Here is a 15,771-nt window from a genome sequence, read left to right on the forward strand (position 1 = left end):
CTGCCACCCAAACCCAAATAACCGCCCAAAAAATAATGGCAAAGACAAACCCTGCCATTATTTATTTTTTAAAAATCGATGGTGGTTTAAAAATTTACCACAACGTCAGCTGTTTTTGTCCTTTATACCAATCACTGTCCAGATAAGCACAGTACGCATGATGAAATAGGACATTTAAAATTGCCGATACGGGCAGGGCGATAAGCATACCAACAAAACCAAACAAGGACGCTCCTGCCAATACCGAGAAAATCACCCACAATGGCGACAGTCCAATTTTATCGCCAAGCAGTAGGGGTTGTAATACATAGCCTTCCATCGCTTGACCGACCATAAACGCCCCAATGATAAGACCGATATAAATGGGGTCAAAACCAAATTGGAACAGTCCCACGACAATCGCCGCAATAATCCCCACCGCAAAACCTAAATATGGCACAAAACTTGCCACGCCTGCCCCGATACCGATGAGCAGTCCGAATTTTAGTCCGATGAGTTGTAGTTGTATGGCATAAATCGCCCCAAGCAGCAACATGACGCTAAGCTGACCCTTGATAAAGTTCATGAGCGTGGTATCGCAGTCTTTGGCAATGGCTAGTACCTTAGGCTGAGACGGTTTTGGCATGGCATGTAGCCACACATCCAGACGTTTTTGCCAGCCGATGAGAAAATAAAACGTCAATATCGGCACCATCACAAGTATGCCGATGTTATTCGCCACCATTATGCCTGAGTTTAGCACCTGCTTGATGAGCGACTGAGCATCCGCCACCTGATAATTTTTCTGAGCGTATTCAATGAGTGTATTTGAGATGGCATCAACTTCAAGCGGCATGGGACGTCCGCCCATGTGCTGACTTATCCATGTTCTTGCTGTGGTGTTATACCACTCTACAAGCAAGGGTAGCGACTCCCACGCCAAAGTAATTTGTTGCCACAATACGGGCACAAACCACACAACCAACGCCCCCGTCAGTAGAATGCTGGCAAAATACACCACCACAATGGCAAGCATGCGATTCATGTAACGAGCCAATCGTGTTACCAAAGGGTTTAGCATGTACGCCAAAATAAACGCCGCCACAAAAGGCAAAATCACCGCACGCATGAGATATAGGGCATACAGAAAAACCACCCAAAACAGAACAATCAGTATTCGGCGAAAAAAGGGGTCAAGGGTACGATGTCGCATGATAAAATAGCACAAAAAAGTGGACAAATATCCGCCTATTTTATGCTATTTTTATCAAAAGAGTAAGTTATTTATGATAAATTTTGTAAAAAAATAAATGATAGGGAATGTTGAGCATTGATAACATTTTTAGAAATAATGATAAAAATTTAATGTTGTAACCAATTTTTGCATGAAAATCCGATAGAATGACAATCAGTCTGCGTTTTTCTTGAAAAACGTGCGATTTTTCTCATTTTTCATTGCAAATACCAAAGGTAGGCACGCCCTAGATTTTTGAAAGATTTTATTGAAAATTTATTGGTAAAGGATTGATAAGTAGACACGCAAAAGACATAAAAAAATCCCCAAGTCAGGGGAGACTTAGGGGATAAACTGGAAAAACCAGTTAAAAATGGCGCAGCGGACGGGACTCGAACCCGCGACCCCCGGCGTGACAGGCCGGTATTCTAACCAACTGAACTACCGCTGCTAAGGTCGCTAATCTTTTTTACTATAAAAGATTTAAAATGGTGGGCGGTAACGGATTCGAACCGCTGACCCTCTGCTTGTAAGGCAGACGCTCTACCAACTGAGCTAACCGCCCGAACTTAACTTACTTAACTGTTTTAATAAACAATTTAAACCATGTTTATTTGTTATGTATGTCGTTCGTTGTGGTGCGTATTATATGGATTTTTTGGTGGGTGTCAAACACTTTTTGCAAAAAATTTTAAAATTTTTTATAAGTATTTGATTTTTATTAAATTAAAATCTATAAAATTTGCTTGTTATGCCAATGCCTTGATGATGTCATCTTCCAAGCTCTCAGGCTTGGTGGCGGGGGCGTAGCGGTCTAGCACCTTACCATGACGACCGACCAAAAATTTGGTGAAGTTCCACTTGATTGCATCGGTCAAAATTCCGCCTTGCTCGTTTTTTAAAAACTCAAAAATCGGGTGGGCGTTGTCGCCATTGACATCAACCTTACTCATCATCAAAAAGTCCACGCCGTAGTTCATCTCACAAAAACTTGCAATGCCATTTTCGTCATCGGGTTCTTGTCCGCCAAACTGATTGCAAGGAAAGCCGATGACAACCAAGCCTTTGTCGTGGTATTTTGCGTGTAATTCTTGCAAACCTGCAAGCTGTGGCGTAAATCCGCATTTGCTGGCGGTGTTGACAATCAGTAGCACTTTGTCTTTAAAATCGGCAAAATTAACCACATTGCCACGAATATCGGTGGCGGTAAAGGTGTAAATGGTTGTCATAGCTTTTCCTAAATTATTGATAATTATAAAAAATTATTGATTTTCAAGATGAATGGACGCTGAGTTAATACAATATCTCATGCCTGTGGTCTCTCTTGGTCCATCTGGGAAAACGTGCCCCAAATGTCCGCCACAGTTGGTGCAAGTCACTTCAATGCGTCTCATGCCGTGCGATAAATCCAGCGTTTCGGTTAGGGCGGTGTCGCTGATTGTTTTGTCAAAACTTGGCCAGCCACAGCCTGAGTGGTATTTGTTATCGCTGTCAAACAGCTTGGCATTACAGCCCTTACAGCGATATACGCCCTTATCAAACACATCGGTATAAAGACCAGTAAAAGCTCGCTCGGTGCCTTTTTGGCGTAGGACGTAGTATTCATCAGGGCTTAGGCGGTTTTGCCAATCTTGTTCGGTCAGTTGTGCGATTTCATCGGGGGTTAAAACGTTATCAGATAGCATGGTTTTTCCTAATTAAAAAGGCAAGTGTAGCATAATTTGATATGGTGGCAAATTGGCTTTTTGTAACAGCTGTTAAAACCTCTTGCAAAATCCCCCAAACAGGCGTATGATAATTGCAACTTTTACTTGCAATGACCACTATGACCACCGACACCCACCCACCAAATACGCCCACCACGCAGGGCGAACGCCTAAAACAGCTTAGAAAATCCTTAGGATTATCCGCCCAAGCCCTAGCCGATAAGTTAAACGCCCACGGTGCGTCTGTCAGTCGTGGGGCGATTGCCAATTGGGAATGCGATAAAAACGGCATTACAAGTAGTAAGCTCCCCATTGTCGCCCAAGTACTAGGCACGACCGAAAATTATCTTTTGACAGGCAATGTATCGGCAAATACAACCGCTAATAATGCCAGTCAAGATATTGATTTACAAGATAATTTATCAAATTCACACAACCATTCTCACAAGGTAGCCCCCATGAAGCCTTTAAAAAAATCCGCCAAACTTGCCAACGTCTGCTATGACATTCGTGGCGAACTTCTGCAAACTGCCAACCGCATGGAAGCCGAAGGGCAACGCATCATCAAACTCAACATTGGCAATCCTGAACCCTTTGGGCTGTTGCCCCCCGATGAGATAGTGCAAGACGTGGCGATGAACTTGCAAAATGCGTCTGGCTACTCTGATTCTAAGGGGATTTTTTCGGCTCGTAAGGCGATTTTGCAATATTATCAAGCCAAAGGACTGCTGTCGGCAACCGATGTTAATGACGTATATATTGGTAATGGCGTGTCGGAGCTGATTGTCATGACCTTGCAAGCCCTGCTTGATGACGGCGATGAAGTGCTTATCCCCATGCCTGATTATCCGCTATGGACAGCGTCCGCCAACCTAGCTGGGGGTAGGGCGGTGCATTATCGCTGTGTAGAAGAAGACAACTGGCACCCCGATTTGGTGGACATTGAAAGCAAAATCACCGACAAAACCAAAGCCATTGTCATCATCAACCCCAATAACCCCACGGGGGCATTGTATAGCAAGGAAATCTTGCAAAAGATTGCTGATTTGGCAGTCAAGCATGGCTTGGTTATCATGGCGGACGAGATTTATGACCGCATTTTGTACGATGATGCCGTGCATACGCCGATGTGTACGATTACCGATAAGACGCTGGTTTTGACCTTTAATGGCTTGTCAAAATCACACCGCATTGCAGGTTATCGCTCGGGCTGGGTCATGCTGTCGGGCAAAAAAGACCATGCTGGCGATTTTATTGAAGGCTTGACCATGCTTGCCAGTATGCGACTGTGTGCCAATGTGCCAGCCCAATACGCCATACAGACGGCAATGGGTGGTTATCAGTCCATGCAAGCTCTGACCGCACCGACAGGGCGATTGTACAAACAACGTGAAATGGCGGTGAATCGCTTAAATGCCATTAAGGGTATCAGTTGCACCAAACCGCAAGGGGCATTTTATTGCTTTGCTAAGATTGATAGAGAGGTTTATCCCATTGAAAATGATATGAATTTTATGATGGATTTGCTTATCCAAGAAAAGGTGCTGATGGTGCAAGGCACGGGCTTTAATTGGGATAAGCCTGATCATTTTAGGGTTGTATTTTTACCCAATTTGATAGATTTAGAAGATGCGATGGATAGGCTAGATAGATTTTTTGCCAATAAGCGTAAGGAGTTTGGCACGGAATAGAGCAGGGTATTTGCAAAAACAAAGGGCGATTGATGTCGCCCTTTTTGATGTGTTTTTTTTGCAAGTTTTAACCAATAATCCCGAAAAACTGTAATAAAAACAAGCCTGCAAATCCCGCCAAAAAAGCAATGCCAAGCAGGGCGTAGATGTTCATTTTTGGGGTGAGTAGATTCTCAGATTTTGCCAAAGAATAGTTCAAGTAGGCAAAAATCGGAGCGGACACAAAGGAGCTAATCATCGCAAATTTGAGTAGGCTTGCCATTTGTCCTGCAAACGCATTAATCAAGATAAATCCACCAATGACCATAGCGGTCGTCCAACGCATGACGTATTTTTCGGTAAGCTCGGTCGTGCCTGTTTTGATGAGCGACAGACTCTCGGCATTGGTACGCCCATAGCCGTCTGCACTCGTGATGACCGTGCCAAACATACACAAAAAAGCGATGAATGCCACGAGAATTTTTGACCAACTACCGATTGTTTCTGTATACATTTGTACAAGCTGACCGATGTAAGCTCCGCCTTTGGTAGCAATCTCTTCGCCTGTGCCGTATTGCACAAACACGCCAAGCGTTAAGAAAAATAATGCCAAAATTGCTGATGTAAAATAACCCACGTTAAAGTCAATCATGCCTTGGCGTGGGGTTGGATTGTCGGTACGGATTTTTTTGGACGTCCACACAGACGTAATGACCGAAAATTCAAGCGGAGCGGGCATCCAGCCCATAAGAGCGATGATAAAGCCCAAAGATGCCAAATTCCAAGGCGACATTGGCACAAAATCAGGGGCGACTTCTTTTGGCGACATACCTGCGATGATGACCGCCAAAATGGTGGCAACCGTCAATGCCAGAATAATCCACTTTGAGATATTATCCAAAACTTTATAATGTCCTGCAATGAGTAGCCCCCATGAGACGGTCATTACAATGATGGACAGGATAAGCGGGTTTAGCTCAAAAGGCAAGATAAAGCCTAGGATAGTCGCACAGAGCAGAGTGACTGCCCCTGTGGTAATCACGCCTGACACGACAGATAAGCCAAAAAATGCCCAAAGATAGGCTTTGGATTTTTTGGCATAACCTGCCACGAGACTGTCGCCTGTCTTGTAGGCGTATTCTGTGCCAAAGCGGTAAAAGGGGTATTTAAAAAAGTTGGCAAGCACAATCATAATGGCAAGTTGCCAACCGTATAACGCCCCAGCTTGGGTGGACGACACAAGGTGCGAACCGCCAATGGCGGCGGACGCCATAAGAATGCCAGGCCCGAAGGCTTTCCAAGTGAGTTTTTGTGTTTGTGCATTGGTTTGTGGCGATATGCTTTGTTCGGCTGTTGTCATGTTTATTCTCAAATAACAAAAATCTATAAATCAACAAAGGTATAAGGTATGGTTAAATAAGATAACATATTTCATACAATGAGAAAAGTGAATGATTTTTGAGATATATTGAATAAAATGGTATTGTCTAAAAACAGCAAAAATACAAACTTAGGTCGTGCCTGCTTTGAAAATGTACCATTTTTGGTGTTTGTAATACAAGGTGAATTTTATTTTTCCAACAAATTCACGTAAATTAAGATGAGTGATGCAAAACAAAAAGGCAATGAATGTTCATCGCCTTTTTATACAAGCTTGAATTGTTAAAGTTTTAATTTAAAAAGAAATGACATTGAAAAGGGTAAATTTAAAACCCAGCTTTGACAAACATCAGTGCCACGCTGGATATTATCATGACAAACAAGGTTAGGCTAAACGCTTGATAAACCAAGGGCAATCCTTGTTTGACTTGGTAAAATTTGGGCGTTTTTATGCGAATGTTTTTAACACTGCTCTTATGGTAAAATACCACATTATTACCTGTGATGTCTTGTTTGATATGTAATAGCGACTGTCGAATGTCTTGATAAAGCATTTCTAATTGCTGACAAATGACAATAACGACTTGCAATAAATGGCAAATTAGTTGTATGATATAATTTCTTATGGGGCGTAAAGATTTTTTGCCCTGTGAATGTGCCACGTGCTGAGTGGCGTCATAATTAACCATGTCATAAGATGTACTCATCGCTAATCTCACTATCAAATACAAAAAAGGACGTCAGTTTAATGCTGTGGGACAAACTGACGAATTATCTTGAAAGTATACAAAAATCGGCTAAAATTTTATTTGAATACTGTTACAAAAATCAAGATGATGATATAATACCACAAAATTTTTAAAAGACAAGCAATTTTATGAGCAAAAATGACCAAATCTTAAAAACCGTCCCAGACCCCACGCCAAATAACAATGTCAAAGACAAAGGGGCGAGCGAAAACTCTCATGGTGGTAAGCGAAAAGGGGCAGGGCGAAAGCCATCTGCCATCAAGACGGTCGTCAAACGGGTGCCGAGTATTTTGGTGCCGATGATTGATAAGATGACTGAGAACATGATGCAGACATTGGCAAATTCAGCGGTCATCAAAAGCCCTAATGTGCCACTTGATGCCATGATACCCGCCAATGATGACACGGATATGTCGGTGCTGATGAGCCTTGCCAAGGTACCAGCAGGGTTGCCTGCTTATAATGACGGGCAAAGCGAAGAGATTAATCTGGTCGGACGTCAGAGTGATACGTTTGTGGTGCGATGTGGGGGCTATTCAATGTTGGATGCTGGCATTGATAAGGATGATTTGCTCATCATTGACCGCTCGGTAGAACCAAAGCATTTTGACATTGTGATGGCAGATTTGGGCAGTGAATTTACCATTAAACGCTTGCACAAGTTTAAAGATGGGCGACTGGAGCTACATTCAGAAAACGAAGCTGACCCACATCCCAATTTTAGTTTTAAAGATGGCGACCATATGATGGTTGTGGGGGTGGTCATGCACGTGATTAAGAGTTTGCGGTAAACACCACCTGCTTTTTTGAGTTAAACTCGTACATAATTAAAAATGTGCGAGTTTTGATATAGATAAAAAGCGTAAGATTTGGCAAAAATAACAGCATGGAAATTTGGGTGAATCTATGCTATAATTAGCGATATTTTACTTCGCATAATGCTACGTTATGTTAGCTTGCGAAAATACGCCCATGCGATAATATTCCGTATCGCATGGGCGTATTTATACATAACGTCGCATTATGCGAAGTTTTATCTATTAAACAAGTCTCTAAACCACTTCTCTATCTTGTCTTGGTCTTTTTCCAGTGCTTTTTTTAGTTTGATGATTGAGCGTATCTCGGCAATCATCCAAACACCAAAAATCACGAAAATGCAAAGCAAGTAGGTCAAAAATATGGTATTGTTAATTGAGTATACTTTTCTAGAAAGCCGTTCGTGGTGAGCTTGTCGAACCATAACGGTTTTCCTAGACTTCGACAAGCTCAGTCCGAACGGAAAACCTTAAAATCTATCTTTATTTAACAATACCAAAATATGTTTAGCATATCACACCTAAAATTTGCCCAAGCTCGCCCATGAAGGCGACTTTTCGGCGACTGATTGGGCGAGCGAGTACACATACTTTAGTAGTGTACTTTAGCGAAAAATTTTTCGCATTTTTGGGTTTTTGGTCAGTCTTTCAAAATTATTGTTCCGCTCTCTGATACGTCCAACTTTGGTAACGATAATTCTATTATTCTGTGTACCAAAGTACTTTCTTTTGATATTCCCCGCATGTCTTTATCTGCGAGCTTGTTGTTTAACTCTACCATTTTTCGGTAGAGTGCTTGCTGTTCCCATTCGTTCAATGCAACGCTTTGAGCCATTATTTTGCTCCTTATGGTTTTTGCTACATTCTATAAAATTTTTATAGAATTTACTTGACTATAATTCTATAATTCTATAGAATTATATTAAATTCTATAGAATTTTTATAGTAACTGCTTTCAAGGAGCAACCCATGATGACTTTTCAAGAATTTCTAGATAATCCAAACGTTACCGCCATTGATTTTGAAAATGGCTACGTTGAATTTGGTTGTCCAGATGATGACGAGACGTTAGAAACAAAACCAAGTTTCCCAGTTACTATCACACTAACCATTGAACAGTCGTTATATATCGCCCGTGTTCTAACCGCTAACAATAGCGGTCGTGTTCATGATGTGCAAGATTATGATGTTGCTAGACTTATAAACGATGCCAATTTTAAAGCCATAACAGATTTTTATGGCAAATCTTCCGCCCCTGCGTGCCTTGAACACTAACGGGGCAACCTATGATTGACCATGTTATCGTCCGAATTCCTTTTTATGTAAAGCCTAAATCTCGCTTTGCATTTAGCTCTTTGTACGTTGCAATGTGGATAAGTAATGCTTGATACCCTAGAAATCCATATTCCCATGCAACCGCAGTTTTGTTATCAAAATGGCGGTAAGCTGTGGAATATTGTCGGCGAAGTCGCACACTATGGATTGACAGGGTATGGGGCTATCGTGTTTGACATTGAAACTAAAATGTTAAAACCGATAGGCGACCAAAAGCATGCTTATGAGAGTTTGCCGTCATCATTTGGTGGCATGGCGTTTAAGTTTTTATCCCACAATGTGGCAAATACTTTGCCCTATGTGGCGTTAAAAGCGTCCGCTAAGTTCATCCAAGGTCACAATGTTTTTGGCTCTGAAAGTGTCCAAAAGCTCGCTTGTGAGATGATAGCAAAACTCAAAGAATGTTACCCCGTTTTTTATTGCTTTTTGGACATTCCAAAGGCAAGGATATCAAGGATTGATGCCACTTACTCCGCTCGTCTTGCCGATGAGAGTTTAGTTGCGAAAACCCTAGATTTCTTGCGGAATGTATCAAGTGGTTTTAGACGTAAGGACACCGATAGACGAGATTTTTACAATACCGTCTATTGGGGTGGTGCAACGTCAAGGCATGGTACTGCTGTTGCTTATGGTAAGCATAACGACCTAAAAGAGCATTATAAAGATTTGGTTAAACGCTCAAATAATGGTTGCCAAAAGTCATACGAGTACTTGGAGAGTATCTTTTATGACGAACTTTTGGAGTACTCAAAAGGCTTGCTCCGTTTTGAAAGCCGAACAAAAGCAAGGCTTTTAGAAAAGATGGGTATTCCCACAAATTTGTGGGCGTTCATACGCTATCAAAAGAATAATCCGAATGTTTTAAAAGCCTTGTGGCGATACTGGTTTAATCCAATCTTAAAAGCGATGGAAGGGCAGGTTATGCACCTAAATGATGACGAACATATTAAGAAACTTTGCTACGAAAAGTTGTTTACTATTACCAAAAAGGGCAAGATTAGCCATACCAAGGCTAAGAATGCCTATAACTTTTACATGCGTTTAAAGCAGAGCGGTTGGCAATCTGTCAAGGACGATTACAACCGTAGAGCATTTGAGATTAATGTCAAATCATTGGTTGATTTAGGCATTCCAAAGGCTCTTTTACAGAATATTGATACTCAAGCTGATAATGAGATACCAGTATTCAGATTGATTAATGTCGATTTTACCAATCAGCACCCGAACCCCAATTACAAAGATTTTGATGATGAATTTGCAAGCTTTTATGAGTTTGACAAATTCATTTACCCCACGCCACAACCGCCCCCATTGCGGTTTGTGGCTTAACTTTAAGCCGATAAGGTGATTTTATGAAAATTGTTATTAAACGTATTGAAAGTATCGACCGCAAGGGCGTAAATAAAGACAGTGGTAAGGAGTGGCATATTGATGCCACAAACATTATCGCTGATGTACCTTTTGAAGATGAGAAATCTGAAAAAGACAATAGCACGGTTGCTTTTGGCTTTAAAGACATTGTTTATCAGGTTGGCGAAAAGCCAAGTGCAGGTAATTATTATAAACTAGGTCTTGACAAGCTAAAAGGGCAGTTACCCATGGAGTGTGAAATTGAAATTGCCCAAGGATTTGATAACTTCGGTAATCCAAAGGTTTGCGTTATTGATATTAAGCCTATCAAGAAAGCAAACCCACAATGAATATAGATAAAGAGCGTAAACTCGCTATGTGGGTTGTCACGCTTGATAATCATATTCATGATGTTTTTAGGTCTCATATTAGTTGGTTGCCATTGTTTGGTGTTACTGTTCCAGAATTTGTGGAATATTACAAAAAACATGGTCAGCACAATATAGATAAGGTTTTAAAAGATTAATGGCTAAGTATGTTTGTGTAGAATTGGTTGGAAACACCTGTCAGCAATGGCAGGAGTATTCAAATTCTATTGACATGCTTGCCATTACACAAGAGCAGGCAAATTTAATTTGTCTGTGCTTGATTTTGGTGTTTGTCAGTGGCTTTCATTTTAGAGCCATTGCAAACTTAATACTTGGACGACGTTATTAAGGTTGAAATATGAATGCTCGTAAATTTGAAATCGCCAAACTTGGCAAATATGCAAAACAATCTGCTGTTGTTGGTGCAGTTGCTCTAACATCTCCAATGGCTTTGGCTGCTGGACCTGATACCACGCAGGCAATCGAAGCCATTAAGGGCATTTCCACTTCTACTGATGCCGTCGGTAATACTTTTATTACCGTGATTGTTGGTATTGTGGTATTCAGTTTCATTGTTGGCATGCTTTGGCGTAAAGGTAGATAATGAACGAACCGAACATATTAAATTGGTTACAAGTTATAGCCACTTTAATATTCATGTGGTTACTTGTTAAGTAACCACATTTTTTATTACATAATAATAAAATTTTGCTTTTTAAATTTTATTATTATGGAATGCGTCAGGGATTGAAGTGGAAATACTTTGTTAATAATCAATATTAGTTAATTACAATATTTTTATTTCTCGGCAGAAAGAATGAAAAGAGTGTTAGTAAATAAATTGATTAGCTAACAAAGATTGTAGCGTAAAGCCCGACCCGATAGGGGACGCCCAAAAGATTAAAACTATCCAATAAGTGAATAAGATAATGCCTATTATATTAGTTACTGGTGCAAATGGTCACGGAAAAGGGCAATTTGCAATTAGAGAGATTTTAAGATTACAAGATGAAAATGATAAATTGGAGAAGCAGGGTAAACCACGTCGCCAAATTTATGCAAATATCCATGGCATAAATCAAGATGGTGCAACACCGCTTAAAGACGTTTTGCCAATTCCAAGCGAAAAAATATTTTTCGGTAAACAAGATAATCCCGACGACCCCCCCCACCAGATGGTTATTTTGTTCCGCCTATTGGCTCGGTCTTTATGTACGACGAATGCCAAAAGGTCGATTGGATTAAACAAAAAAGCGGTGCTTTGTCAAATGATATAAGAGTGCGTAGCATGGAAGAACATAGACATGCTGGTCTTGATATCTATTTGATTACACAATCACCCAATTATATCCATAGTCATCTATTTGATTTGGCAAGCCCCCATTATTATGTAGAACGTGCTTTAAATTTACCGCAGGCAAATGTGTTCAAATATAATAAGGCTCAAAAATCCCCACAATCATCGGCAATCAAGGCAAAGGCAGATGACCAATTTTTTATCAGTCTTGGTAAAAAATACGGTCAGTATTATAAGTCAAGTGCTGAACACAACATGAAAACCCAAATACCTAAAAAGTTGAAGTGGGGTATTGGTATATTATTTGTTTTAATCGCATGGACGATTAACAGTTGGAACAAAGCAGGTTGGCAAGTTGGAACAAATAGACAAGCTGATGAAGTGCAAACAGCTAATACCGATGATGAAGTTTTAGACTCTGTTAAATCTGATGATACTTCAAAAGAGCAAACAGAGTTAAAAACGTTGCAAGACAAAAGGGCGTTAGAACAATATAATAGACGTATTTATCTAATTGATAAACAATTACCCCCCGATTATGAAGTTATTAAATCAGAACCTGCTTTACAGGTTCGTGGAGTAATGAAAATGGGTGCTACATGCAGTGCTTATAACACCTACGGCGATTTGATAATATTAACATTACAAGAATGTGAATATTATCTAAATCAAGTTGGCAGGGTTCATAAAGCCATGCCAAACGAAAATTCCCAAATTCAAAACTAAACTTGAATTTGGGAATGCGTCAGGGATTGAAGCGGAAATATCTTTTTAATAATCAATATTAGTTAATTACAATATTTTTATTTCTCGGCAGAAAGAATGAAAAGAGTGTTAGTAAATAAATTGATTAGCTAAAAAGGATTGAAGCGTAAAGCCCGACCCGAAGGGGACGCCCAGAAAAACAAACCCCAACCTAAAAGGAACTCCCATGCTACAAGCAATACTACGCATTATCATCATCTACATACCCGCATTACTTATGTGGATAGCCATCATCGCAGGTGTACTAGGCTATGAACTATAACCGCACAATCATCATCACACTGCTTGCCCTGTTGTCACTGTGTAGCGTGCTTGCTCATGCCAATGAAGATTTTAAGATATTTACTGAACATGTAAATGACAGGCTAAATAAAATACAAAAAGATATTGACAAAAGGGGCGTGACAACAACAACACAAAGACAATCAGGCGGTGCAACTGTCACAGTCGCTAAAAATTACCCTGTTGTCCCTTACGACCCAAATCACCCAAATGTCAAAAAACAATCCACCTTTAACATTAAAGCAAATGCTAAAACATTAGCAGGGCGTTTTGCTCGTGGTATCAATTCAGCTGCATTAGCTTATGCTGTTGTAGATTTGCTTGGCGACGGAATAGATTGGGTTCTTGACCCAAATAATAATTCTATTAAATATTATCATCCCGATGGTTATCTTTGGCTCGACCACCACCAAAAAATTCATCCTAGTAAAGAATCTGCCGCTAATTATAATTGTCAGATTATGGCTAATAATCTTTGCAAATCTGTCACATCAATTAAGCAATCATCATACAATGATTCTGTTTATGATGTATATATATCATCTGATAATCCTTCAATTACTACAGCTCCTTCCATTCAGCGTATTGGAACAACGAAAGAACAGTCAATGCCACTTGACACAATCGCAAATCACGTTATCAATAACGAAGACAATAGCACAACTAACGTCATCACTAACAATTACTACAACACAGTAAACGAAACAATCATAGAACAAATTGAAAAAGGTGAACATGATAACGACATTGACACAGCACTTCGCAATGTCAGTCAACCCGATGACAGTCCAAGCCCCGAAACACAGCCACAGCCAACGCCCCCCGATGTAGCCCCCATTGGTCGTGAGCCTGACAATACGGATGCTAAGCCTTTTGAACTCCCTGCCTTTTGTGACTGGGCTTCAAAAGTCTGTGAGTTTATCGATTGGGTAAAGCAAGAACCGCCAGAACCGCCACCGCCAGAGCAAGTACCCAAGGCAAATTTATCTGATTTGGGGTTGGACGAAAACGAGCTGTTTAAACAGCGAGTACAGTTTGATGGACAATGCCCGAAACATGAACTTAAATTTGCAATCAATGGCAAGCAGATTATAGAGCCTATACCGACTCATCATTTCTGTAATTTGCTTGAACAGATTGCCCCTTGGTTGCTTGCATTTTCTTATCTTTCCGCAGGCTTTTTTGTAATTAGGAATTTATAATGCCCTTAGCTCTTATAGCTGTTATTGGTTTTATTGTTAGCGGTCTCGTCTGGCGTATCCTTGCAAGCATAGGTTTTGGCTTAGCAACCGCAAGTTTTATCAATCACGTGATAGATGCGTATCTTGTACGCTCCATAACGCAAATGAACACAGCATTACATCCTGATGTATCAGCCTACCTTAACATCGCTAGGGTAGATGACTGCATTAGTGTAATGATAGGTTCACTTGTGTTTGTCGGCACGTACAAGAGCCTTAAACTTATCTTTGTCCGTAAGTGATGAAGTTATCCACATGAACGCCCACGCCCCTTACAGACCCCCAAAAGTCGAGCGAACCCCCTAACGCATGTCGGCTTTTGGCTAGGGTCTGTTGGGGCGTGTTTGGGCGGTCTTGTGGATAACTTCTTGTTGTAGTTACTTTTTTTATTCCTTTTAAAACTTCGCATAATACCTACGTTATGTTAGCTTGCGAAAATACGCCCATGCGATAATATTCCGTATCGCATGGGCGTATTTATACATAACGTCGCATTATGCGAAGTTTTATCTATTAAACAAGTCTCTAAACCACTTCTCTATCTTGTCTTGGTCTTTTTCCAGTGCTTTTTTTAGTTTGATGATTGAGCGTATCTCGGCAATCATCCAAACACCAAAAATCACGAAAATGCAAAGCAAGTAGGTCAAAAATATGGTATTGTTAATTGAGTATACTTTTCTAGAAAGCCGTTCGTGGTGAGCTTGTCGAACCATAACGGTTTTCCTAGACTTCGACAAGCTCAGTCCGAACGGAAAACCTTAAAATCTATCTTTATTTAACAATACCAAAATATGTTTAGCATATCACACCTAAAATTTGCCCAAGCTCGCCCATGAAGGCGACTTTTCGGCGACTGATTGGGCGAGCGAGTACACATACTTTAGTAGTGTACTTTAGCGAAAAATTTTTCGCATTTTTGGGTTTTTGGTCAGTCTTTCAAAATTATTGTTCCGCTCTCTGATACGTCCAACTTTGGTAACGATAATTCTATTATTCTGTGTACCAAAGTACTTTCTTTTGATATTCCCCGCATGTCTTTATCTGCGAGCTTGTTGTTTAACTCTACCATTTTTCGGTAGAGTGCTTGCTGTTCCCATTCGTTCAATGCAACGCTTTGAGCCATTATTTTGCTCCTTATGGTTTTTGCTACATTCTATAAAATTTTTATAGAATTTACTTGACTATAATTCTATAATTCTATAGAATTATATTAAATTCTATAGAATTTTTATAGTAACTGCTTTCAAGGAGCAACCCATGATGACTTTTCAAGAATTTCTAGATAATCCAAACGTTACCGCCATTGATTTTGAAAATGGCTACGTTGAATTTGGTTGTCCAGATGATGACGAGACGTTAGAAACAAAACCAAGTTTCCCAGTTACTATCACACTAACCATTGAACAGTCGTTATATATCGCCCGTGTTCTAACCGCTAACAATAGCGGTCGTGTTCATGATGTGCAAGATTATGATGTTGCTAGACTTATAAACGATGCCAATTTTAAAGCCATAACAGATTTTTATGGCAAATCTTCCGCCCCTGCGTGCCTTGAACACTAACGGGGCAACCTATGATTGACCATGTTATCGTCCGAAT

At 40.4% G+C, this 15,771-nt stretch carries 20 protein-coding genes and 2 tRNA genes; 13 read left to right on the forward strand and 9 right to left on the reverse strand.

Translation table 11 applies throughout. The annotated features are described in order from the left end of the window. Positions 1-94: 94 nt before the first annotated feature. The 5 genes from DX073_RS01175 to msrB form a co-directional block, all read right to left on the reverse strand. Complete coding sequence (locus tag DX073_RS01175; protein ID WP_115004801.1) at positions 95-1,192, reverse strand: AI-2E family transporter; 1,098 nt, start codon at positions 1,190-1,192, stop codon at positions 95-97. 395 nt (positions 1,193-1,587) lie between these two features. Beyond that, positions 1,588-1,664: transfer RNA gene (locus DX073_RS01180), tRNA-Asp, on the reverse strand. Positions 1,665-1,702: 38 nt separating this feature from the next. Continuing rightward, positions 1,703-1,778, reverse strand: a tRNA-Val gene (locus DX073_RS01185). Positions 1,779-1,962: 184 nt separating this feature from the next. After that, complete coding sequence (locus tag DX073_RS01190; protein WP_115004803.1) at positions 1,963-2,442, reverse strand: glutathione peroxidase; 480 nt, start codon at positions 2,440-2,442, stop codon at positions 1,963-1,965. A gap of 33 nt (positions 2,443-2,475) precedes the next feature. After that, positions 2,476-2,898, reverse strand: a complete 423-nt coding sequence (gene msrB / locus DX073_RS01195) for a peptide-methionine (R)-S-oxide reductase MsrB (protein WP_115004805.1) — start codon at positions 2,896-2,898, stop codon at positions 2,476-2,478. Positions 2,899-3,038: 140 nt separating this feature from the next. Between msrB and DX073_RS01200 the strand changes: the two genes are divergently transcribed. Then, complete coding sequence (locus DX073_RS01200) at positions 3,039-4,610, forward strand: aminotransferase class I/II-fold pyridoxal phosphate-dependent enzyme (protein WP_404932905.1); 1,572 nt, start codon at positions 3,039-3,041, stop codon at positions 4,608-4,610. A gap of 67 nt (positions 4,611-4,677) precedes the next feature. On the opposite strand, the gene DX073_RS01205 is transcribed toward DX073_RS01200, so the two are convergent. Both DX073_RS01205 and DX073_RS01210 read right to left on the reverse strand, forming a co-directional pair. After that, positions 4,678-5,949, reverse strand: a complete 1,272-nt coding sequence (locus DX073_RS01205; RefSeq protein ID WP_115004809.1) for an NRAMP family divalent metal transporter — start codon at positions 5,947-5,949, stop codon at positions 4,678-4,680. A 346-nt stretch (positions 5,950-6,295) separates the two neighbouring features. Further along, the gene (locus DX073_RS01210) at positions 6,296-6,676 is read right to left on the reverse strand and encodes a hypothetical protein (protein ID WP_115004811.1); all 381 of its coding nucleotides are present in this window, start codon (positions 6,674-6,676) and stop codon (positions 6,296-6,298) included. 170 nt (positions 6,677-6,846) lie between these two features. Here DX073_RS01210 and DX073_RS01215 point away from each other — a divergent pair, with 170 nt between their 5' ends. After that, on the forward strand, positions 6,847-7,509 hold the full coding sequence (locus tag DX073_RS01215; protein ID WP_115004813.1) for a LexA family protein: 663 nt from the start codon (positions 6,847-6,849) through the stop codon (positions 7,507-7,509). Between the two features lie 242 nt (positions 7,510-7,751). Here the strand turns inward: DX073_RS01215 and DX073_RS01220 are convergent, their stop codons facing one another. Then, the gene (locus DX073_RS01220) at positions 7,752-7,958 is read right to left on the reverse strand and encodes a hypothetical protein (protein ID WP_115004814.1); all 207 of its coding nucleotides are present in this window, start codon (positions 7,956-7,958) and stop codon (positions 7,752-7,754) included. A gap of 544 nt (positions 7,959-8,502) precedes the next feature. On the opposite strand from DX073_RS01220, the gene DX073_RS01230 reads away from it, so the two are divergent. The 10 genes from DX073_RS01230 to DX073_RS14975 all read left to right on the forward strand — a co-directional run bounded on the left by DX073_RS01230 (position 8,503) and on the right by DX073_RS14975 (position 14,413). Then, positions 8,503-8,808 carry a hypothetical protein gene (locus tag DX073_RS01230; protein ID WP_115004818.1) on the forward strand — a complete coding sequence of 102 codons (306 nt, stop codon included), beginning with the start codon at positions 8,503-8,505 and terminating at the stop codon, positions 8,806-8,808. A 105-nt stretch (positions 8,809-8,913) separates the two neighbouring features. Beyond that, positions 8,914-10,197, forward strand: a complete 1,284-nt coding sequence (locus DX073_RS01235; protein WP_115004820.1) for a phage/plasmid replication protein, II/X family — start codon at positions 8,914-8,916, stop codon at positions 10,195-10,197. A 23-nt stretch (positions 10,198-10,220) separates the two neighbouring features. Then, entirely contained in the window at positions 10,221-10,568 is a 348-nt protein-coding gene (locus tag DX073_RS01240) for a hypothetical protein (protein WP_115004822.1), read from the forward strand. Continuing rightward, complete coding sequence (locus DX073_RS01245; RefSeq protein WP_115004824.1) at positions 10,565-10,744, forward strand: hypothetical protein; 180 nt, start codon at positions 10,565-10,567, stop codon at positions 10,742-10,744. Before DX073_RS01240 ends, DX073_RS01245 begins: the two co-directional genes overlap by 4 nt. After that, a complete protein-coding gene (locus tag DX073_RS14030; RefSeq protein WP_147279662.1) occupies positions 10,744-10,935 on the forward strand; it encodes a hypothetical protein in 192 nt (63 codons plus the stop codon). The genes DX073_RS01245 and DX073_RS14030 overlap by 1 nt, the downstream gene beginning before the upstream one ends. Positions 10,936-10,944: 9 nt before the next feature. Further along, entirely contained in the window at positions 10,945-11,190 is a 246-nt protein-coding gene (locus DX073_RS01250) for a major capsid protein (protein WP_115004826.1), read from the forward strand. Between the two features lie 325 nt (positions 11,191-11,515). Beyond that, positions 11,516-11,863, forward strand: coding sequence for a hypothetical protein (locus DX073_RS14035; RefSeq protein ID WP_147279663.1), 348 nt, complete (start codon positions 11,516-11,518; stop codon positions 11,861-11,863). Beyond that, entirely contained in the window at positions 11,797-12,609 is an 813-nt protein-coding gene (locus tag DX073_RS01255) for a zonular occludens toxin domain-containing protein (protein ID WP_115004828.1), read from the forward strand. Before DX073_RS14035 ends, DX073_RS01255 begins: the two co-directional genes overlap by 67 nt. A 290-nt stretch (positions 12,610-12,899) precedes the next feature. Beyond that, positions 12,900-14,132, forward strand: coding sequence for a hypothetical protein (locus DX073_RS01260; protein WP_115004830.1), 1,233 nt, complete (start codon positions 12,900-12,902; stop codon positions 14,130-14,132). Further along, positions 14,132-14,413 (forward strand): DUF2523 family protein, encoded by a 282-nt coding sequence (locus DX073_RS14975; protein WP_115004832.1) that lies wholly within the window; start codon positions 14,132-14,134, stop codon positions 14,411-14,413. The genes DX073_RS01260 and DX073_RS14975 overlap by 1 nt, the downstream gene beginning before the upstream one ends. 264 nt (positions 14,414-14,677) lie before the next feature. On the opposite strand, the gene DX073_RS01270 is transcribed toward DX073_RS14975, so the two are convergent. Continuing rightward, on the reverse strand, positions 14,678-14,884 hold the full coding sequence (locus DX073_RS01270; RefSeq protein WP_115004814.1) for a hypothetical protein: 207 nt from the start codon (positions 14,882-14,884) through the stop codon (positions 14,678-14,680). A gap of 544 nt (positions 14,885-15,428) precedes the next feature. On the opposite strand from DX073_RS01270, the gene DX073_RS01280 reads away from it, so the two are divergent. Further along, the gene (locus tag DX073_RS01280; protein WP_115004818.1) at positions 15,429-15,734 is read left to right on the forward strand and encodes a hypothetical protein; all 306 of its coding nucleotides are present in this window, start codon (positions 15,429-15,431) and stop codon (positions 15,732-15,734) included. The last annotated feature ends 37 nt before the right edge of the window (positions 15,735-15,771 follow it).

Origin of the sequence: Moraxella lacunata, assembly GCF_900453205.1 — a bacterium.
Taxonomy (GTDB): Bacteria; Pseudomonadota; Gammaproteobacteria; order Pseudomonadales; family Moraxellaceae; genus Moraxella; species Moraxella lacunata_B.